Consider the following 20,320-nt stretch of genomic DNA (forward strand, 5'->3'; position numbering starts at 1 on the left):
GTGGCTTGGGGGTGTTGCGCCCTGCTGGTTAAACGCTGGCGGCTCCGGCCCATTGGTTCCCACGTCGGTAGTGGGAATTGCACCTTGTTGCGGCAGGGCTGGGGGCGCCCCCGGGTTGCCGACCGACCGCCGGACCTGGTCTTCTAGCGTCTGTTGATCCTCCGGTGGTCGGAACATCTGCCCGACGTTGACACCATGTGCTTGCGCGAACTGGCGTGCTGACTGCCCGGTGCCCTCTGCATCGAGAATCCGCTGCATCGCGTCAAATACGTTGCCGGAGTACTTCGCTGCCGTGATGGCGGCCAGTGCCCGGTACTGATGTATCGCGGCGATCATCTGCGGGACTTTGGCTTCCACGGGCTGTTTGGAATGCTTGATCTCATCGATCCGTTGATTGCCTTCTGCGGCCAAACTTGTCAGGTCCTGCCGAAGGCTTACCATGCTGTCGTAGGCAGTGCCGTATGCCCCCTCTTTGATGGCGTTCTTTTCGGCCACCTGGCGTGCTTGTTGTTCACCCTGCCGGAAGGCGTCGCGTAGATCATCAGCGGTAATGCCGTGCTGATCTGCCAGCGGCCCCGTCTGGGCACTACGGAGCACGTCACCGTAATTTGTAAAGCCGGCCTTGATGTTTCCTCGGTTCGTCCTGCCATGCAAAAGTGCCGTCAAATCCGGGTCGTCGACCCATTGATCACCGACTATCGCTAACGACCATTCTCCGGGTGGCAACATTATTTACAACGACCTTCTATTGCCAAGGTTGCATCATTTCCAGCTTGCAGTGGAGCATGCATCTGTGACTCATTCAGGCCATTCAAATAATCGACTGCGAGCTCTTGGAAAAAATCTGTAAGCTTTTGTATCTTGATAGCTAGGTCGTTTGGAGTCGCCGGCTCTTCGGAAAGGACTGTTCGTAGGTACTCGCTGCCCGCCAAGAGCGCTTGTCGTCCGTTTAAGGCAAATGCTAGTTGAGCCGTAGGGTCGCTACCTCTTCTCGCGCTGCGCTACCTTTGACCGCACTGTGCGCCTTCTCGTACGCGGCGCACACCTTCGACTTCGCGTCCGCGACCTGTTGGGCTGAGTAGGTCGGAGGCAATGGAGGTTTGGGCTGTAGCGGCCGGAACCAGCCGACGATCGCGGCACCGAGCGTCAACAACAGCACAACGACCAGGACCGCGAACATTATCCCGGTTCGCTGGGGTGGGGGTGGCACCGGTGCTGGCCAGGAAGGTGGCGCAGGCGACGAGGCCGGGAATGATCGGAAGTTCGACACAATCTTAATCGTATCGCCCAGTACGGATGTTGGTAGTCACCCTACGTTCTACCTGCAGCCAATCTTAAACAGATCACTTTATTAGTTCTTTTTTCGTAACCAGATAAACATAACGATGTCGCCAAAATCGAAAGTCGGTTTCACTTGCAAATGCAGCTTAGGGTCGAGTTCGGTTCGTCGCCAGCATGTAGCGATGATTCGGTTTCAGATTGGCTCGCTTCCGCCATATAGCCGATTGCAAGCTCCTGATACGAGTTTGCCAACCTCCGAACTGCCGCTGCCACCTCGGAAGGAGTCGCTGGTTCATCAGCCAGAGTCCGAAGAAGGTAGTCGCCACCGTCGTAAAGTGCGATCCTCGCGTTTGCAGCAAGCCCGAGTACCGCTGTCTGATCAGTACCGCCGCTTCGGCCAGTGTTAACTAGCACGGCTTGGTGCACCTTCTGGTAGGTGGCACATACCTTCGTTTTTGCCGCAGCAATTTGTTGTTCCGAAAACGTGGCTGCTGATGGGGTCGGCGACGGTTTGTTGTCTGGTACAGGATGGAACCAGCTGCCGATTGCGACGCCGAGTGCCACGAGCGCAATCGCTAAGGAAGCAATTGCGACGGACCGCGACGGATGTTTGGGCACCGCTGGCGACGTAGGCCATGACGCAGGAGCAGGGGATGGCGGCGGGTAAGGCAGATTGGACACGCGGGGAGCGTACCTCGCCGGGGGCATCGAGAAACCCCGTTTCCGACCCGGTTGCCTTCGGGGCCAAAATATGAGCCTGAGCTCGACAACAATCAGCTTTGGAGAAAGCAGCCGAAACGCGTTCTCGCGCAGATGGTTCGGCGAGACTATTAGTATCAGCGGCCTCCGGCCATCCGATGCCCTAGCTGCTCCCGTCCTTATCATTTTCATCGCGCTTCTGGTCGGGCAGGATGATGCGTCGACTCGCAACCGGTTTGCCTTCAATGCGTTTGACGACTTCGGGCACCGGCGGCGGAGTCGTGATACGTCCCTGGACGGGGGCGCCGTTCTTAACTGACGGCGCGACAATGCGTTTGGTGTCGGGCTTTTCATCTTTACCCCCGCCACCGGCTCCGTGCATGGCACCCGGCGGCATCATCGGCATCGCGCCCATCCCGCCCCTCGACATATTGGTCGGTGCCACCGCACTCGGCGGCGGGATCGAGCCAGTACGCGATGACGCTGGCTCAGTTCCGGCTGACGGAGCGGGAAGTGGATTGAGGCTCCCCGTTGGGGTGGTGGCGCCCAGTCCGCCGCCACCGCCCAAACCGCCACCGCCGGCGCCGCTTGTGGAACCCGTCAATTCGCCGGGAATTGCTGCGCCCGCTGCAGCCGCTTCTCCGCTGTGCTGCATCGCGCCCATGCCGGCTTGCATCATCTGCTGCCCGATCTGAGCGGCCTGCTGCGGAAGTTGACTCAAAGGTTGGAGGAAACCTTGCATGGCGCCCGAGATGCCGCCGGCGACGCCGGAGATCATCTGTGGAATCTGCTGGGCCATTTCGGCGGGACTGCCAGCACCACCCAACTTTCCGGCCGACTCTGCTTCGTTGGCAGGGAATTTGGCCATGGCGTCACCGACTTTGGCGTCGCGCTCGGCATATCCGGTTTGAGCGTCGCCCATGTCGCGGGGATCGCCGCCATTTGCGGCGAGGCCAAGGGCTCTCAATAGCTGGCTCAGGGGAACCTGACCCGTGGCCAGCTGATCGGGTGTGATTCCCGGCGGCAGTGGACCGCCACTCAACTTGGCCAGGTGCTCGAGAATTATCCGAATTTCATCGTCACCACTCATGGCATCCTCCCGAGCGCCGTCTGAGTGCAAGTAGGCGACGCTTGGATGGATTGGGGCGCAACAGTACCCGCGCAGCACGGCGGGACCGCTTCGCCAGCGAACCCGTGCCGGTCAACATACTCAACCATCCCCAGTTTCAAGATTCTCATGTCGTCACGATCGCGAAGACCGAATCCGTTGCCCGAATGCCGCAGATCCGTCAACTCAGTATGCCCCCATGCCCTGATGGCGAGGCTAATCATGGCATAGTTGCCGATCAATTCACTGTTACAGGCAACCGCCCCAACCTGGTAGGTAGCACCCACACGGTTGGGGGTGTTGAGGACGAATTGTGGCCAACGCCCGGCCACGGCTAGCGTCGTCCCGCAACCCTTGGGTGAAGTGCGTCGACGGCCGGCCTGGGCAAAAATCTCGCGCATGCCCATCCTCGCGGTAGACCCGGAGGCGCTCTTCGCCGCGGGCAGCGCCGTGGTCGCTACCGGCGATGGTCTGGCAGCCGCAATGGCGGTATTGACGGCTGGGTTCGGGGCTAACACGGGTCTGGATGTTGCCGGTGAGCTTTTCGGGCTGTCGTATCAAGGGACAGCGGAGTCGTTGTTAAATGCCGCCGCGGCAGCAATCAATGCGTGTCGGCGCAACGGGGTCATGATCCAAGTCGACGCGTCGAACTGGTCGAAGGCGGAAGCGGCCTCGCGGGTGGGTGGGGCTGCGAGTGTGTTGCAGGCGCCAGCGGAGCCCGTCAACATCGGCGCCCCGGGGCCGCCGGGAACACTAGGCCCAGGGGAGCCACCTCCGCTGCTGTGGGCGGTGGTGCAGTCATTCGTCGACGACGTGTGGCCCAACGGCGATGTGCCGGCGCTTCATGCCGCGGCCGGGTGCTGGCGCACGTTCAGCTCAGCGGTCAGCGGAATGCGAGGTGCGTTCGACGGATCGAGGACGCTGGTCGGCACGCAGCAGATCCCCGAGGGCGAAAAGATCGATCGCGTTTTATCGCAAATCGGCGTCGCGATGGACAAGTTGGGGGCGGGGTGCGTGGCGATGGCCTACACCCTCGAGGATTTCGCCAACCGGGTTGCGACGGCTAAAAACGACATCCGAAATCTGTTGCACCGCTTGGAGTCGCTGACTGATATCTGGCATGACGTGGTCTCGGTGCTCGATGGCGATGCGTTCGAAGAAATCAAGAAGATCGCGCGTGACATCAACGCCGTATTGCACGACTTGGGTCGGGAAGCAAGAGCTTTCGAGCAGGGGATAAAGCTTCTGATGCAGATGGCCGACGGCCTTGTCGTCGACATGGAAAAGTACACGCGCGGCCAGTTCACCCACTTTCTAGGTGACGCAGTCGGAAACCAGGTCGCCACTGTTTTCGACACCTTCGTCAACGCAAATGAAGGAGTTGTCAAAGGAGTCGCCCAAGCTGCTCTCGGCATGGCGGACTTGACCGCACCGTGGTTGCTCCTTGATCCCAAAGGGGCCGAGGCTACCTGGAAGGACATGGTGCAAAGCCAGTTCGAAGCAGGCACGCTCAACCAGATTATGAATCCACGCGAGGGCGGCGCGGCAAATCTGCAGATGTGGAAATCACTTCTGCACCTTGAGGATTGGAGTACTGCTCGGCCGGGATTGGGATTCGGAGAGAACGTCTTCGATGGAGCGACGTTTTTTCTTCCTGGACTCGGAGAAGCCGGCGCGGGGGCAAAAGCAGGGTCTGCGGCTGCACGCGGCGCGGAAGAAGCCGCTGAAGGCGCTGGCGCCGCGGGGCGCGCCGGGGAACTAGGGGAATTTGCCTCGACGACCGGTGCGCTGGGCGACATCGGCAAAGTCGGCACCAACCTGACGAAAGATCTCGACAGCCTAAAACTGGATGTGCCCAAGACGGACTTTCCGCCCGGGGGTCGTTCGGTCGGCCCACCGCGAGTTGAGAATCCGAGCGGGCCGCCGCCAAGGCCTGTGGAATCCGCGCCGCCAGGCACGCCCGCACCTCATTCGCCAACGGCGCCAGATGGTTTGGCCCACGGACATTCAGAGGCAGCGGCCGGAGGCGCACGAGAGCATGCATTGGTACCGGCCGCACCCGCCGAGCCCTTGCCGTCACGCAGTCCGCAGCTAGTAGAACCCAATCCGCCTCGCCTCCCGCCAGCAGCCGATGGTGCGCCGCTTGATGCCGCACCAGCTGCTACGCCATCAGCGCAGCAGGTGCCTGCGCTGACATCTGTGGTGCCCCATTCGAGTGCGCCTTCCGCCGAACTGCCAGCACCGGCTGGTACTGGTTGGCATGCGCCTAGTGACGGCGGCTCTGCGGGTGGCGGCCCACACGATGCCTCGCCGAGCGACTCAGGCCCATACGGGCTCGGTGATGGCGGGCCCCTAGGGGGCGGCGAGTCGCCAGGACCTCCATACGACGGCAAGCCTGGCGAACTGTCGTCTGATGGTGATGGTCCGTCGGCACATGGTCATCGGGGTCCGCACGACCCTGAGCCTGGTGATCCAGTGCATTCCGATGCACCGTCGGGCGACGGATGGGAGCGGTTGCCCGACCAACCGACTGATCCGCATTATGGCGAGCCCTTGCAAGAGCATTGGGCCTTCAAGGATGACCCAACCGAACTGGGTGGTATTAAGCCGTCGGTCGCTGAGCTGATCAGGGATCCGGAGGCGCTTTTGGGACGCGATCCTCATGGGGAGGCATATACTGCGCAGCAATATGCCGAGCGTTTCAACAAGTCAGGCCCAACTGGCCAAGAATGGATGAATTTTCCTGGCAACGAAGGCGCGGTGCCTGGTACCAAGGTTGCTTTTACCGACATCGAACAATTCGCCAAGTTCTACGGTAGAGAGTTGGACCGCATTGGAAATGACTCGGGCAAGTATTTGGCAGTGATGGAAGATGGAAGACCGGCGTCGTGGGAGGAACGCGCACTGCATGTCAACAGTCTCAGCGATCCATACCACTCCTATGTGCTCGAAAATCTTCCTGGTGGCTGGAAGGTCGAAGTTTCTGAAGTCGCTCCTGGGCTGGGCCAGCCAGGTGGGTCTATCCAGGTTCGAATACTCGACAGTGCGGGAAGGGCAATGACGATCGAAGAATTACTAGAGATCGGTGGTGTGCTGAGATGATAGTGCCCGTGGAAATCTCGCCGGAACTGGAGGAATGGGGAAAACTTGCTGGTTATATGGTTGCACACGGGTCTGAGACGGAAGATGGGCGAGCAACATTCTCGGCATCACTAGGTGAGATTCAAATCTTTGTAGGCCAAATTGGGAAGGGCCTGTTTCTCATCACGGATTCCGACCGAATGGGTCCTGAACACTTTATTTTAGCCGCTCCGTTGATGGCCACTATCGAGCGATATTGTTTTGGTAGATTTGGTTTGGAAATTAGGAGTCGTCTAGGCTTGCCTCGTGTCAAAGTGCCGATCTCGGCGGACGAATTGCCTCTTAATTTTAGTATCGAGACACGAAGATTCGATGATGCCGAGCACTGGGCCTTAGTTGCGCCAGATAATACTCTCGTTGCGATTGGTAGTACGGATCAAATAGCCGGGACTGCGGACCTCGTAAAACTGTCGTTGTATCTAACAGCCACGACTGATGAGATTCGCGAATCTACCCTCGATCCAGACGGAAAACCACTGTTTGAACTCCGCAATTAGGAGCGGCGTGCTCGCCACCTCGCCTCCCAATCGGCGCAAAAATTTCAAGAGGTCGTTGCCCACACGCGTTGCAATGAGGCATGTGAGTTGCGGCTCTCGCGGGTCGGTCGTAGCTTCGGCTAGGCCCGCTGCAGTCGCGTCGTCGAGGCATGTCGTAGGCGAGAACACGATGACCTCCTGCTGAAAAGGCCGGGTAGCGATCGGGAGCCGTGATATGAGTGAGAAGATTTGTGGAAAGGTGTTTTCCACACCGGAAGAAGAGGGCCGACCCGCACCGAGCGAAGACGAGTTGGCGCGTGCCCGCCACGCGTTTGCCGATTTCCGGAAGCAAAGAGCTGCTGTCCCGCCGGAAGATCGCGTGACAGAGTTATCGCCCAAATTCTGGGATGACACTTCGGGCACTGAGTTCGAGCGCCGCGAGCCCAGCGAATAAACCGCGAAAGCTACTCGCCGCCGCGGTCGAGCAGATCTGACGAACCCAGCACCCGCTCTACCTGAACTTCGATGACCACACGTCGGGGATTGGGTCGCGGAGTGCGGTAGCGCTGCGCATACCGCAGCTCGGCATCGCGCACGGCATCGGGATCGTTGTTGACCTTGGAGCTGCCCTCAAGCGATAGCCAGCGCGCACCGTCCACCTGGCTGAGCACCGCCACCCCGGCACGATCAGCATTGACGGCCTTCTGCGAGCCCCCAGTGGTGATCACCCGCGCGATATGGGTCACCGGGTCGAAGGTGAAACCGACAGCCACCACATGCGGCGAATTGTCCACACGAAGCGTGGTCAGCATCGCCAGATGACGTTCGGACAGAAAGGCCAAAGCGTCGTTGGTCAGCCGCGTCGTGGTGTTCGCCATCACCGCTCACGCTAGCGCAGGTGATAATCGCAGCCGTGGACGACACGGGCGCAGGTCCAGTTCTAATTCTGGGTGGCCGCAGCGAAATCGGCATTGAGCTGGCGCGACGGCTCGCTCCAGGCGCGACGGTGGTGCTGGCCGCGCGCCGAGCAGATCAGCTCGACGAGCAGGTCGCGGCGCTGCACCAAGCCGGCGCGTTGGCCGTTCACACCAGAGAATTCGACGCCGACAACCTGGCCTCGCACGCCCCATTGGTCGCCGAGATCGTCGCCGAGCACGGGTCCATCGGCACCGCGGTGCTCGCCTACGGAATCCTCGGCGACCAGGCCCGCGCCGAGGCCGACGCCGCGCACGCGGTGGCCGTCGTCCACACCGACTACGTCGCCCAGGTCAGCATGCTCACCCTCCTCGCGCAAGCTATGCGCAAAGCCAACAGCGGCCAATTAATTGTGTTCTCCTCGATCGCCGGCTGGCGGGTACGTCGGGCCAACTACGTCTACGGGTCCGCGAAGGCCGGCCTGGACGGCTTCGCGAGCGGCTTGGCCGACGCACTGCACGGCACCGGGGTGCATTTGCTCATCTCGCGTCCGGGTTTCGTGATCGGGCGTATGACGGAGGGCATGGCTCCGGCGCCACTGTCCAGCACACCGCAGCAGGTGGCTGCCGCGACCGCACGGGCGCTCGCCAAGAAAAAGCGCACGCTGTGGATCCCGTGGGCGTTGGGGCCTGCGGCGGCGGTGATGCGAATGCTCCCGCAATTCATCTGGCGCAGGATGCCGCGATGATCGTCGTGGTCGGTATCGGCGCCGACGGCATGGCGGGGCTCGGCGAAATTTCTCGCATCGAATTACAAACGGCCACAGTCATTTACGGCGGAGAAAGGCAACTGAAACTGCTCGACGGTACGGTCACCGCCGAGCGCAGGCAGTGGCCGTCGCCGATGATGCCCGCCCTGCAAACGCTTCCCCTGGATGACCGCATTCACATCGTTGCCAGCGGTGACCCGCTTCTGCACGGCATCGGCGGCACCCTGATCCGGCTCTACGGCCCGGAAAGAGTCCGCATCATTCCGCATGTCTCGGCGGTGACGCTGGCGTGCGCTCGAATGGGATGGAACGTCCACGACACCGAGGTGATCAGCCTGGTCACCGCGCCGCCGCATTTGGCGGTGCGCCGCGGCGGACAGGCAATCGTGCTGTCGCAAAACGGATGCACACCCAAAGCGGTGGCCGCGCTGCTCACAAAGCACGGCCGCGGCGATTCTGAAATCAGCGTGCTCGAACAGCTCGGAGGCCCGGGCGAACGCCGTCGCGACGGCACCGCGCTCCAGTGGGCCGACGACGACATCGATGATCTCAACGTGATCGCCGTGCGCTACCTGCCCGACGAGCGCGTCACGCCACTGCCCGACGACGTGTTCGCCCATGACGGCCAGATCACCAAACAGGGCATCCGGGCGCTGACCCTGGCGGCCCTAAAGCCACGGCCCGGCGAGCGACTGTGGGACGTCGGCGCGGGCTCCGGCAGCATTTCCGTCGAGTGGTGCCGCAGTTGGCCGGGCTGCAGCGCCGTAGCCTTCGAACACAACGAGCAGCGTCGCGGCAACATCGAATCCAACGCCGAAGCGTTCGGTGTCAACATCGACGTGCGCGGGGGAGCGCCCGACCAATTCGATGGCGCCGCAACGCCCGACGCCATCTTCATCGGCGGCGGCCTGACCCACCCCGGCCTCCTCGATGCGTGCCTCGAAAAGCTGCCAACAGGGGGGCGCCTGGTCGCAAATGTGGTCACGGCAGAATCTGAATCTATTCTGGTGCAATCTTATTCGCACCTCAAAGGTGATTTCAAGCGCTTTCAGCTCTACCACGGCGAGCCGCTGGGCGCGTTCACCGGCTGGCGGCCTCGGCACCCGGTCACCCAGTGGACGGTGACCAAGTGACGGTGTACTTCATCGGTGCGGGCCCGGGCGCCGCCGACCTGATCACCGTCCGTGGCCAACGCCTGATCGAGCGATGCCAGACCTGCCTGTACGCGGGGTCGATCATGCCCGACGATCTGCTGTCCCTGTGTCCGGCCGACGCGAAAATCGTTGACACCGGACCGTTGACGCTCGAGCAGATCGTCGAGGAACTCGCCACGGCGGACGGCAAGGGCCACGACGTCGCTCGGTTGCATTCCGGTGATCCGTCGCTGTACAGCGCGCTTGCCGAGCAATGCCGACGACTCGACGCGCTGGGCATCGGCTACGAAATCGTGCCTGGCGTACCGGCTTTCGCTGCCGCGGCCGCCGCCTTGAACAGAGAACTCACGGTCCCGGGAGTAGCCCAGACGGTCACGCTGACTCGCATAGCCACCTTGTCGACGGCGATGCCGCCCGGCGAAGACCTGCCAACCCTCGCCCAATCGGGCGGCACCCTGGTACTGCACCTTGCCGCCGCTCAGATCGACACAATCGTCGAGCAGCTGCGGACCGGCGGCTATAAACCCGAAACACCCTCAGCAGTAGTGGCTTTCGCAAGCTGGCCGCAACAAATAACACTACGCGGCACCCTGGAAACCATCGCCGATCAAATGCGCGAGGCTGCCATCACCAAGACCGCCGTCATCATCATCGGCAACGTCCTCAACGCTGAGGGTTTCAAAGACAGCTACCTGTACTCAAAAGCGCGCCGCGCAAAAGGACAACACTGATGCGGGTTCTGCTGCTCGGTGGCACCGCCGAGGGGCGCGCGCTCGCCGAAGCCCTGCATCCCGGCGTCGACGTGATCAGCTCGCTGGCCGGTCGGGTGCCGGATCCGGCGCTGCCAGTCGGCTCAGTGCGCATCGGCGGCTTCGGCGGCATCCACGGCCTACAGAGCTGGCTACGGCAAGAAAACATCGACGCCGTCGTCGACGCCACCCACCCGTTCGCCGCCACCATGACCGCGCACGCCGCCGAAGCGTGCAGCCAGGCCAAAATCCCGCATCTGGTGCTGGCCCGCCCGGCCTGGGATCCGGGCCCGGCAAAAGTCGTCCCTTCCGATGCCGAGGCCGCGAAGGCCGTCGAAAACCACTGTTATAAACGGGTATTCCTCACCACGGGCCGCTCGGGGACAAAAGCATTCCAACGCGGCGACGCGTGGTTTTTGATTCGTGCCGTCACACAACCGGACGTCGACTCGCTGCCGCGCCATCACCAGCTGCTGCTGTCCCGGGGGCCTTATCGCTACGACGACGAAGTCGCCATCATGCGGGACCATCGGATCGACGCCCTGGTGACCAAGAACAGCGGCGGCGACATGACCCGGGCGAAGCTGGATGCCGCTGCGGCACTGCATATTCCGGTGGTGATGGTCCAGCGCCCGCCACTGCCGGAAGGCGTGGACAAGGTCGATACCGTCGGCGAAGCCGCGGAATGGGTTGCGCGCCAGCGCCACAACTAACCGGTCAGATCGTCACGTTCCGCGTCGGCCAGCAGCGCATCGCGAGCCCGGGCGACCCGCGACCGGATGGTGCCCACAGGGCAGCCGCACACGGCGGCGGCGTCGGCGTAGGGCAGCCCCAGCAGCTGAGTCAGTAACAGGGCTTCGCGTTGTTCAGGAGTGAGGTTGGCGATCATCGTCGTCACCTCGACCAGGTCCTCGAATCCCCGCGCGTGCCGATCGCCGTTCAACACGTGCTCGGGGTTGGCACCGGGAGCGGTGCGTGGCTTCGATTGGACGTGGCGAATGTGATCGGCGACCACGCGGCGCGCGATCGACAGCAGCCAGGTGCGCGCGGTCGAGCGGCCGGAGAATCGTTCGATCGCGCCGATCGCCCGCAGGAACGTCTCCTGGGTCAGGTCGTCGGCGCTGCCCGCGTCGGACAGGTAGGTGACGAATCGCCACACGTCTTGCTGGGTGGCCTTGATGAATGCTTCGAGCGCTCGCTCGTTCCCGCGCGCGGCTGCCAAGGCCAGTTCGGTTACGGCCTCGTCGTCGCTTGACGCGGTCATGGCCAACCACCTTAGTTCCGCAGGTTCGGTCAGTCTACGACGGGCTGTCGTAGAGCTTGCGGCGAGGTCCGACGGGGACCGGTTGATCGGCCGCAGATGGCCGCGCCGCCGACCGGCGAACCGGTCGGGCAGCTCGCTGTCGAAAGCGTCGAAATCGGACTCCTGCGGCCGTTGCCCACCGGTTCGCTCGCGCGCCACCAACACCGCGAACGCCAGGCCCAGCAGCACGGGCACGTGACTGGCGACGCGCGTCGCGGTCACCTGTCCGTCGAGGGCGTCGGCGGCGACATACCCCATCAGCCCAAGCGAATAGGCGCCGGCGATCGCCGCGACCCCGGTCGCCATCGCGGGCCAGATACCGGCGGCGACCATCGCCACGCCCAGTGCGAGCACCCACGCGGTGGATTCGTGCAGCAGATGTTGGCCAGACATCGCACCGTGCATGTGATGCGACACCATGCCGAAATTGACTCCGGCGATTTGGGCACCCGCGATCGCCACCTGGAATCCGCCCACCGCGATGAGTCCCCAGCGCGCGTAGCGGGCCCGCACGGCGCGCATCCACCCCTGACGCGCTTCGGGGTCCTCGTCGATGCTCGCCATGATTTGGGCGACCAGATCCGGTCCGTCGCCGGGCTCGATCGAGGCGAGCCGCCGCGTCTGGGTGGCCGCGCCGATCAGCCAGGTGCGGCACCCGCGGCATGTCTCCAGGTGGGCATCGACCTCCTGCGCGAGCACTTCCGGACGCTCGCCGTCCAACCGGGCGGAAAGCGCCTCGCGCGCAACGTCACACCGCATCCCTGCATCGTTGCGCATGTGTGCGCCCGGCGCAAAGACGTGTGCCAGAAACCCGGCGGGAACTAAATCGCGCCGTCCAACGACCACTAGGAACAGCCCATAACTTCCCGGAAGGCCGCCTGCAATGACCGCCCCGATCTGGCTCGCGTTTCCACCGGAGGTGCACTCCACCCTGCTGAGCAGCGGGCCCGGACCCGGACCTCTGCTGGCGGCCGCGGGAGCGTGGTCGGCCTTGAGCACCGAATATGCCGACGCCGCCTACGAACTCACCGGGCTGCTGGGTGCGGTTCAGGCGGGCGAGTGGCAGGGCCCCAGCGCCGAGCGGTACGTTGCCGCCCACGCCCCGTATCTGACCTGGCTGCTGGCCAGCTCCGCGGACAGCACGGCCGCCGCCGCACTGCACGAAACGGCCGCCGGCCTATACGGCCGCGCTGGCCGCCATGCCGACGCTGGGCGAGCTGGCCGCCAACCACGCCATTCACGGCGCCCTGGTCGCGACGAACTTCTTCGGCATCAACACGATCCCGATCGCAGTGAACGAGGCCGACTACGCGCGGATGTGGGTGCAGGCGGCGACGACGATGAGCACCTATGAGGCGGTCAGCGAATCAGCGCTCGCCGCGGTTCCGCCGTCGACGCCCGCGCCGCAGATCATGATGGCGGCCGCGGATACGTCGACCGCTCAACAGCAAGCCACCGCCGCGGCGCCGACGTATCCGTCCTGGATGGATCAGCTCGAGGCATGGCTGCGCCAGTACACCAGCGGTTTTGCGTGGCCGGTGTCGAAATGGCTCAACCCCAATGGCTGGCCGTTCCCGCCGGTGCCGTGGGTTAATAGCCTTGCCGCATTTTTCACGCAGTTGGGATTTTCGCCCACCCTCGCGAGCGCGATGGGTTGGGCGATCTTCCACACCCTGATGATCTTCTGGCCGTTCCTCCAGATCGCGATTCAGCTGGCCGTCGTCGCGATCCCAGCCATGATGGTAATTGCGGCGGCGGGTGCCGCCGGTGCCGCGGCGGGCGCGGCGGCGATCGCGGTGGGCACCGCGGTACCCCTGGCCGTCCAGCCGGTGCCCGCCCTGGCTCCCACGCCGATGCCCACCGCGCCGGCGCCGGCGGGATTCGGCAACGTGCCGACCAGCGCGAGCGCCAGTGCGCCCGCGCCTGCTCCCGCGTCCGCGACGGCCGCCCCGGCCGGTGGGGCCCCGCCGGCCGGCGGGCCACCCGGGGTTGGATTCGGCCCGACCAGCACGAGCGGTCTGGGCGCGGGCATGTCCGACGCGCTGTGGGCTGTTGGGCTTTCGGGATTGTCGGGGAGCGCCAGCGCTAAGAATCGCTCGCGCCGCAAGTCCGAGGAGTCAGCGCCGGACGACGCCGACGCCCCGGCCGCTGCCGCGTCGGCATCCGCCAAGAAGCGGTTGAAGGCCCGCCGGCGTCAGGCGCAAGACGCCAAGGACAAGGCCTACCGCTACGAATTCATGGACCTCGACGAGGCTCCCGCTGGGCCGGACGACGCTGCTGCTGGGCCGGACGACGATCCCGCCACCTCGGCCGGGGAGTCCGGCGCCGGGCCGCTCGGATTCGCCGGTGCCGCAGCCAAATCCGGTGCCGGCCAGGCTGCAGGGCTGACGACGCTGGCCGGCGACGGCCTCAGCGACGGCCCCTCGTTGCCGATGCTGCCGAGCAGCTGGGGCAAGGACTAGCCAGGGTAGCGCCGGGGTGTGAACACCCTGTCGCCGGAATCTTCTGTGTACCACTGGGTTTGAGACGATCCGACGATCAGCAGGCAGCGCATGTCGACGTCGGCGGGATCCAGGTCCGCCAGCCGCACCACCCGGACGTCTTCGTCGGGCCCGGACACGTTGCGCCCGATCACCACTGGTGTCCCCGGTTCGCGGTGAGTCAGCAAGACGTCGCGCATCGCGCCGACCTGCCAGGTCCGGCTTTTGGACGCCGGGTTGTAGATGGCCAGCACCAAATCGGCTGCGGCCGCGGCGGCCAGGCGCTTCTCGATCACGTCCCACGGCTTGAGCCGGTCCGACAACGAGATCACCGCGTAGTCGTGCCCCAGCGGCGCACCGACCCGGCTGGCGACGGCCTGGGCCGCCGTCATCGCCGGGATCACGCGGACCTGTACTCCGGGCCATTTTTTGGCCTCTTCGAGGACGGCGGTGGCCATCGCGAACACGCCCGGGTCGCCGGACGACACCACCGCCACGGCTCGTCCCCGTTCGGCCAGCGCGCAGGCCAGTCGCGCCCGCGCGGGTTCGTCGGTGTTGTCGCTGGGATGACGCTGCTGACCGTCGCGGACCGGAACGCGATCCAGGTAGTTGCCGTAGCCGATCAGGTCGGTCGCGGCGGCCAGCTCGCGTCGGCTCTGCGGCGTCATCCAATCGACGTCGCCGGGACCGAGACCCACCACCGCGACGGACCCGACCGGCGCGCGGTCCTGAAACCGCCGTCCGCCCGGCAGCATCGCCAGGGAGAAGTACGGCACGCCGTCCTCGTCGACGTCCGCGGCTGCCGAGATGCGTTGCGCGGCGGTACTGGCCCGCTCTACATAGAAAGCCTCGTCCAGCCGCCCGGATGCCGAAAGCGCTTCCCGCACAGCATGATATGAACGTCCGAGCTTGAGGACGACGGCGGCGTCGGCGTCGGCGAGCCGGCGGGTCAGCTCGGCGACCGGCAAGGTTCCCGGCAGCACCGATAACACTTCGTCACCGGCCACCAGCGGTGTGCTCAGCGCGGCGGACGCGGCGCTCACCGACGTCACGCCCGGGACGATGACGGCGTCGAACCGCTGCGTGAGGCGGGTGTGCAAATGCATATAGGAGCTGTAGAACAGCGGGTCACCCTCGGCCAGCAGCGCCACGCTGCGTCCCGCGTCGAGGTGTGCGGCGATGCGTTCGGTGGCTTCGACGTAGAAGTCTTCGATCGCTCCGGCGTAACCGCCGGGATGCTCGGTGGCCTCGGTGGTCACCGGGTAGACCAGGTGCTCCTCGATCTGGCCGGGCCGCAGATACGGTTCGGCGATGCCGCGGGCGATGCTGCGCCCGTGCCGCGCGCTGTGGTAGGCCACCACGTCGGCCTCGCCGATCACCCTGGCGGCCTTGACAGTCACCAATTCCGGGTCGCCGGGGCCCAGCCCGACGCCCCAGAGTGTGCCTCGCTGGTTCCGGGGGGCCGTCATTCGGCGTCGCTCGCGATCGCGTTGACGGCGGCGGCGGCCATCGCGCTGCCGCCGCGGCGCCCCCGCACCACCAGATACGCCATGCCGCGCGGGCGGTGGATGAGCTCCTGCTTGGACTGCGCCGAGCCGACGAATCCCACCGGTCCGCCCAGCACCGCGACCGGCGCCGCGGCGCCCTCGTCGATCAGTTCGAGCAGCCGGAACAGTGCGGTGGGCGCGTTACCGATCGCCAGCACGGCGCCGTCGAGCCGGTCGGCCAACAGCTCGACACCGGCCGCCGAGCGGGTGGTGTGCCGTCGTGCGGCCAGCTCGGGCGCGCGTGGGTCGGCTACCAGCGACACCACCTCGTTGCCGGCGGGCAGCCGGGCGGCGGTGATCCCGGCGGCCACCATCGACGAATCGCACAGCACCGGAGCCCCATTTCGCAGCGCGGCGCCGGTCCGGGCGACGACGTCGTCGGTGAAGGTGACGTGCTCGGCGACGTCGACCTGCCCGCAGGTGTGGATCAACCGGATGACGACCCGTGACACGTCGGCGGGGAATCGTGCCAAGTCGGCTTCGGCGCGGATAGTCGCGAACGACTGGCGATAGATCTCCGCCGCGTCGCGGATGTAGTCGAGCACCTGCTCACCCTAGTCGCGAAGCAGCCGGTATCCGTCCTCGGTCGCGACCAGCACCTGACCGGTGGGCGGGCTACCGCAGGCGCGCTCGCAGCCGACCAAGTGGCGATGCACGGCGGAAGCGGTCCCGACGAGCTGCGCCGCGTCCGCGCGCACGTCGGCGGCCGAGCGTGCGCAGCCGGGGCTTCCGGTGCAGGCGCTGACGTCCAGCCAGGGGGAGTTCTCGTCGAACACCAAACCGAGCGGCGCCAGCACCCGCAACGCGACGTCGGCGACACCCTCGTCGAGGTCGCACACCAGCACCGAGCGCCACGGCGTGATCACCATCGGGGCCTCGATCGCGGCGAGGTACTCCGCGACCTGCGCGGGCAGGACGCCCAGCGGTACCGCGGCGCCCAACGCAATGCGGCCGTCATCCTGGGGTATCCAGCCCACCGGCGGTTTGGCGACGGGCGCAAAGGGGGCGGCACTGAGATCGGCGCCGGGCAGTAATTCCTCGACGTCGTCCAATTCATCAATGCGCCAAGCAGTTTCGCGTATCTCGGTGAAGCGGACAGCGACCCCGACCAGCGTCGCGACCACATCCTCGGCGGCCATGCGCAGGCCGGTGTCTCGTCCCATCAACAGTAGGGCATAACCGTCGTCGCAGACATGCACCCCGACGTCGGCGCCCAGCCCGGACACGTCGGCGCGGCCGTCGTCGATGCTGAACCAGAATCGGCCCCCCAGCTCGACCAGCTTGGGTTCGGCGCAGATCGCCGCATCCAGGGCGCCCACCCAGGGGCGCACGTCCGCGCGTCCGCCGGCGCGCCCGGACAGCGGCGAGGCGACGATGTTGCGCACCCGCTCATGTGTTGCCGACGGCAGGAGCCCTGCCTCGGCGATGGCCGCGGCGACCGCCGTTACGTCGGTGATTGCCCGCAACTGCACATTGCCGCGCACGGTCAGCTCCAAATTTCCGGAGCCGAAGCCACTGGATAACCCGGCCAGCGCCGCGAGCTGCGTCGCGGTGATCATCCCGCCGGGTAGTCGGACACGGACCAGGGCGCCGTCGGCGGCCTGATGCACCTGCAGCGCGCCGGGGCAAGCGTCGGTGTCGCGGGTTCGGGCCACGCCCTCCACGGTAAGGCAGAGCGCAACACTGAAAACACCAATTGTCTGGCTACTGCTGCGCCCACACGTTGCTGCGGCGTCGGTACCTTCGGCCTCATACGGGGGAGTTGGTGGTTGGTGATGACGCTGCAGCGGGAATTGAAAGTTGCGATAATCGGTGCCGGGGCTTCGGGTCTGTGTATGGCAGTCAAGTTGCAGGACGCCGGTATCCACTCGTACACGGTCTACGAAAAGGCCAACGAGGTCGGAGGTACCTGGCGCGACAACACGTATCCGGGTCTCACCTGTGATGTTCCGTCGCGGTTTTACTGTTACTCGTTTGCGCCCAACCCGAAGTGGTCGCGGCTGCTGTCGCCGGGACCGGAATTGCAGGAGTACTTCCGGCGGGTGGCCGACGAGCGTGGGGTGCGCCGGCACATCCGATTCGGCTGCGATGTCACCAAAGCCGAATACGACGACGGAAAATGGCATCTCAGCACGACATTCGGCGAAGAGACGTTTGACGTGGTGATCATCGCGACCGGGTTGCTGAGCGCACCGAATTATCCGGACATCCCCGGCCGGGAGACCTTCGCCGGCCCGGCTTTCCACTCGTCCCGGTGGGATCACTCGGTTTCCTTGCCGGACAAGCGAATCGGACTGATCGGAAACGGCTCGAGTGGGGTGCAGATCGTTGCGGAGCTCGGCGACGGCAAGGTGCGCCAGTTGACCCTGTTCCAGCGCACCGCGCAGTGGGTCATGCCGCTACCCAACGCGCGGTACTCGAGGTTGACTCGGCACGTGCTGTCACGCTTCCCGGTGTTCGACACGATGGGCCGCTGGTTTTGGGGCACCTTCTCCCGGCGCGTGTTGGGCCGCGCTCCGGTCCAACCGGGATTGCGCCGCAGTCTGGTTCAGACCGCGTGTCGATGGAACCTCAGCAGGGTGCGTGACCCGAAATTGCGAGCCAAACTCACCCCGACCTATGAGCCGATGTGCAAGCGGTTGGTGCTGTCGGGGCGCTTCTATCGGTCGGTGCAGCATCCCACCGTCGACGTGGTCACCGATCGCATCGATCGCATCGAGCCGCGAGGCATCGTGACCGCGGACGGGACCCTGCACGAACTGGATCTACTGGTCTATGCCACCGGGTTTGACGCCAGGGCCTACGTGCGACCCATGGAGGTGGTCGGCGAGGGCGGGATCACTCTCGACGAGGTCTGGGCCGACGGTCTGATCGCGTATCGATCCGTCGCGGTGCCGCGGTTCCCCAACCTCTTCATGCTGGTGGGTCCGCATTCGCCAATTGGAAACCAGTCCTTTATTGCCATCGCCGAGGACCAAGCCGACTACGCGATCTGGTGGATCGGGCAGCTGCGCGCCGGTGCGGTGCGCGCCGCCGCGCCGACCGAAGCGGCGACAAAGGAATACAACGAGCGCCTGAAAGCGGCGATACCGCAAACTATTTGGGCGTCGGGATGTAACAGTTGGTATGTGGGCAAGGATGGCCTGCCCGAGGTGTTTCCTTGGGTGCCCGAGGCGCATACCGAACTGCTGCGTCGGCCCGATCTCGCCGACTTCGACGTCCGTACCGGCTGAGTACTAGAACGGCGGCGGCTGATTTCGTTCGGCGACATGAGCGGCGTTGAGTGAGCGCTCGGCGTTGATCCGGTAGATGCGGTCGTGCTCTCGCGTGCGCCACCTCTTGGGCATCATTATGCCGCGACCGTCGGACCGATGATCAACCCTTGGCGGCGTGGGCAATTCACCGGTGGGCATGCAGAGCGTGGGAAAGAGCAGACGGCTACCCGGCCGTGTGGTGTAGGTGTGGCCGCTGGGAGATGTCCAGACGACGGTGCCATCGGGCCGCTGCTCATCGCGCCACGCTGTCCAGAAAGTCTTGAGCAGGTGATGTTTTCGGCACAGGCACTTGAGATTTGACGGGTGCGTAGGGCCGAAGGGATGGGGGATCGTATGGTCCACATCGCAGCACTCCGCGGGACGATCGCAATGGGGAAATCGGCAAGTCAGGTCACGGCATCGCACAAACGCGTCTAGCGCTGCCGACGGCCGATAGCCCGGCTCGCCCGCGCTGGCGCCGCCGGGATGACGCACGGGCCGCACCTGCGCCCCAGTGCGAATCAGGTCGGCGAGCCGTGGCGCAGGAACCGTTCCGCCACCCGCGATCAACGCGGAAGGTCGACCGGTGCTCGACGTTTCGGGCGCATCGGGCCGCGACTCGAGCGCCGATGCGTCGGCGACGACGTGGATGACGACACTCGTCGCCCGCTCGTCGCTCGCCAAGCGCTTCGGGCATTCCGCGTTATCGCAGCCGCAGCTGAGTCGCTCGGCCCCGGCGGCAAGTGCCCCCAACGCATCGGCTCGGCGCTGGGCAAGCGTGCGTGGGTCGTCATCGAAGACGTCGTGGGCCATTTGCAGCAGCCGTCGGTCCAGGGCGGCCGCATCGGTGGAGTACAGCCGGCCCCACAGCGCAGCGGTCCCGGACTCGTCGTTGGCCAGGTCGATCACCACATCGCGGCTCCGCGCGGCCGCTTGACTGCGGCGCAACGCCCCGGGGTCATGGCGGTCGACGATCGCGTCGATGGCTTGTGCCGTCTTGCTCACCGACAGCCGCCCATACCGAACTGCATTCTCGGCGAGCGCTGTATCGACCAGCTGCAGCGTGCCCGCGTCTTTGATCAAATCCGTGTGCCACACGATGGCCGCGGCCAGCCGCGCGCTGATTGCGCCGTCTGCGAAGACGGCCGCCACCCTAGGTAGCCGGTCGCGCAACGCGACGGCCAGATACATCTGACCGGATGCCATACCGTGGCTAATGCCTTGTGCCGCAGAGACTTCGGCAGCTATCGCATCCCAGTTGTCGCATGACCACATCGCATGGTCGACGGGACCCATGGCATGGCGGCGCACCAATTCGGCGATGGCCGCCAGCCGACGCGACGAAGCGGCGGCTTCGGCACGCGTCCATTCCGCGATCGCGGCTACCACGGTCGCGTCGTCGGCGCGCACCAGCGCGTCTGCACCCTGCAATCCATCGAACATG

Annotated in this window: 16 protein-coding genes and 2 pseudogenes; 9 read left to right on the forward strand and 9 right to left on the reverse strand. The window is 65.0% G+C overall.

Annotation, left to right across the window (positions count from 1 at the left end):
* Positions 1-961 precede the first annotated feature (961 nt).
* Both G6N54_RS01585 and G6N54_RS01590 read right to left on the reverse strand, forming a co-directional pair.
* Positions 962-1,180, reverse strand: a complete 219-nt coding sequence (locus G6N54_RS01585) for a hypothetical protein (protein ID WP_163788302.1) — start codon at positions 1,178-1,180, stop codon at positions 962-964.
* A 963-nt stretch (positions 1,181-2,143) separates the two neighbouring features.
* A complete protein-coding gene (locus G6N54_RS01590; RefSeq protein WP_232073217.1) occupies positions 2,144-3,070 on the reverse strand; it encodes a hypothetical protein in 927 nt (308 codons plus the stop codon).
* A gap of 417 nt (positions 3,071-3,487) precedes the next feature.
* Here G6N54_RS01590 and G6N54_RS01595 point away from each other — a divergent pair, with 417 nt between their 5' ends.
* From G6N54_RS01595 to G6N54_RS01605, 3 genes are all read left to right on the forward strand, one after another.
* On the forward strand, positions 3,488-6,190 hold the full coding sequence (locus G6N54_RS01595; RefSeq protein ID WP_163788303.1) for a glycohydrolase toxin TNT-related protein: 2,703 nt from the start codon (positions 3,488-3,490) through the stop codon (positions 6,188-6,190).
* Between the two features lie 8 nt (positions 6,191-6,198).
* The gene (locus G6N54_RS01600; protein ID WP_232073224.1) at positions 6,199-6,726 is read left to right on the forward strand and encodes a TNT antitoxin family protein; all 528 of its coding nucleotides are present in this window, start codon (positions 6,199-6,201) and stop codon (positions 6,724-6,726) included.
* A gap of 214 nt (positions 6,727-6,940) precedes the next feature.
* On the forward strand, positions 6,941-7,159 hold the full coding sequence (locus G6N54_RS01605) for a hypothetical protein (RefSeq protein WP_163788305.1): 219 nt from the start codon (positions 6,941-6,943) through the stop codon (positions 7,157-7,159).
* A gap of 10 nt (positions 7,160-7,169) precedes the next feature.
* Here G6N54_RS01605 and G6N54_RS01610 read toward each other — a convergent pair whose 3' ends face one another.
* Positions 7,170-7,583, reverse strand: a complete 414-nt coding sequence (locus tag G6N54_RS01610; protein ID WP_163788306.1) for a F420-dependent biliverdin reductase — start codon at positions 7,581-7,583, stop codon at positions 7,170-7,172.
* 35 nt (positions 7,584-7,618) lie between these two features.
* Here G6N54_RS01610 and G6N54_RS01615 point away from each other — a divergent pair, with 35 nt between their 5' ends.
* The 4 genes from G6N54_RS01615 to G6N54_RS01630 are packed head-to-tail and all read left to right on the forward strand — an operon-like array spanning position 7,619 to position 11,005.
* On the forward strand, positions 7,619-8,368 hold the full coding sequence (locus G6N54_RS01615; protein ID WP_163788307.1) for an SDR family NAD(P)-dependent oxidoreductase: 750 nt from the start codon (positions 7,619-7,621) through the stop codon (positions 8,366-8,368).
* Positions 8,365-9,522, forward strand: coding sequence for a precorrin-6y C5,15-methyltransferase (decarboxylating) subunit CbiE (cbiE, locus tag G6N54_RS01620; RefSeq protein WP_163788308.1), 1,158 nt, complete (start codon positions 8,365-8,367; stop codon positions 9,520-9,522). The genes G6N54_RS01615 and cbiE overlap by 4 nt, the downstream gene beginning before the upstream one ends.
* A complete protein-coding gene (gene cobM, locus G6N54_RS01625; protein ID WP_163788309.1) occupies positions 9,519-10,274 on the forward strand; it encodes a precorrin-4 C(11)-methyltransferase in 756 nt (251 codons plus the stop codon). The genes cbiE and cobM overlap by 4 nt, the downstream gene beginning before the upstream one ends.
* Positions 10,274-11,005: a cobalt-precorrin-6A reductase gene (locus tag G6N54_RS01630; RefSeq protein ID WP_163788310.1), complete on the forward strand. Its 732-nt coding sequence runs from the start codon at positions 10,274-10,276 to the stop codon at positions 11,003-11,005. The genes cobM and G6N54_RS01630 overlap by 1 nt, the downstream gene beginning before the upstream one ends.
* Here the strand turns inward: G6N54_RS01630 and sigC are convergent.
* The gene (gene sigC, locus G6N54_RS30085; RefSeq protein ID WP_232073710.1) at positions 11,002-11,556 is read right to left on the reverse strand and encodes an RNA polymerase sigma factor SigC; all 555 of its coding nucleotides are present in this window, start codon (positions 11,554-11,556) and stop codon (positions 11,002-11,004) included. The genes G6N54_RS01630 and sigC overlap by 4 nt on opposite strands.
* 132 nt (positions 11,557-11,688) lie before the next feature.
* Positions 11,689-12,372: pseudogene (locus tag G6N54_RS30960) on the reverse strand (DUF2275 domain-containing protein); the annotation flags it as partial.
* A gap of 106 nt (positions 12,373-12,478) precedes the next feature.
* Between G6N54_RS30960 and G6N54_RS01640 the strand changes: the two are divergent.
* Positions 12,479-14,057 (forward strand): annotated as a pseudogene (locus G6N54_RS01640) (PPE domain-containing protein).
* On the opposite strand, the gene G6N54_RS01645 reads toward G6N54_RS01640, so the two are convergent.
* From G6N54_RS01645 to cobG, 3 genes are read right to left on the reverse strand one after another with little or no spacing between them, the layout of a single operon-like run.
* Complete coding sequence (locus G6N54_RS01645) at positions 14,054-15,544, reverse strand: precorrin-2 C(20)-methyltransferase (RefSeq protein ID WP_163788312.1); 1,491 nt, start codon at positions 15,542-15,544, stop codon at positions 14,054-14,056. The pseudogene G6N54_RS01640 and the gene G6N54_RS01645 overlap by 4 nt on opposite strands.
* Positions 15,541-16,167 carry a precorrin-8X methylmutase gene (locus G6N54_RS01650; protein WP_163788313.1) on the reverse strand — a complete coding sequence of 209 codons (627 nt, stop codon included), beginning with the start codon at positions 16,165-16,167 and terminating at the stop codon, positions 15,541-15,543. Before G6N54_RS01650 ends, G6N54_RS01645 begins: the two co-directional genes overlap by 4 nt.
* 9 nt (positions 16,168-16,176) lie before the next feature.
* Positions 16,177-17,277, reverse strand: coding sequence for a precorrin-3B synthase (cobG, locus tag G6N54_RS01655; protein WP_163788314.1), 1,101 nt, complete (start codon positions 17,275-17,277; stop codon positions 16,177-16,179).
* Between the two features lie 120 nt (positions 17,278-17,397).
* Here cobG and G6N54_RS01660 point away from each other — a divergent pair, with 120 nt between their 5' ends.
* Complete coding sequence (locus G6N54_RS01660; protein ID WP_163788315.1) at positions 17,398-18,855, forward strand: flavin-containing monooxygenase; 1,458 nt, start codon at positions 17,398-17,400, stop codon at positions 18,853-18,855.
* Positions 18,856-18,858: 3 nt separating this feature from the next.
* On the opposite strand, the gene G6N54_RS01665 is transcribed toward G6N54_RS01660, so the two are convergent.
* The gene (locus G6N54_RS01665; protein WP_163788316.1) at positions 18,859-20,319 is read right to left on the reverse strand and encodes an HNH endonuclease signature motif containing protein; all 1,461 of its coding nucleotides are present in this window, start codon (positions 20,317-20,319) and stop codon (positions 18,859-18,861) included.
* Between the last annotated feature and the right edge of the window lies 1 nt (position 20,320).

The organism is Mycobacterium stomatepiae, from assembly GCF_010731715.1.
GTDB lineage: Bacteria > Actinomycetota > Actinomycetes > Mycobacteriales > Mycobacteriaceae > Mycobacterium > Mycobacterium stomatepiae.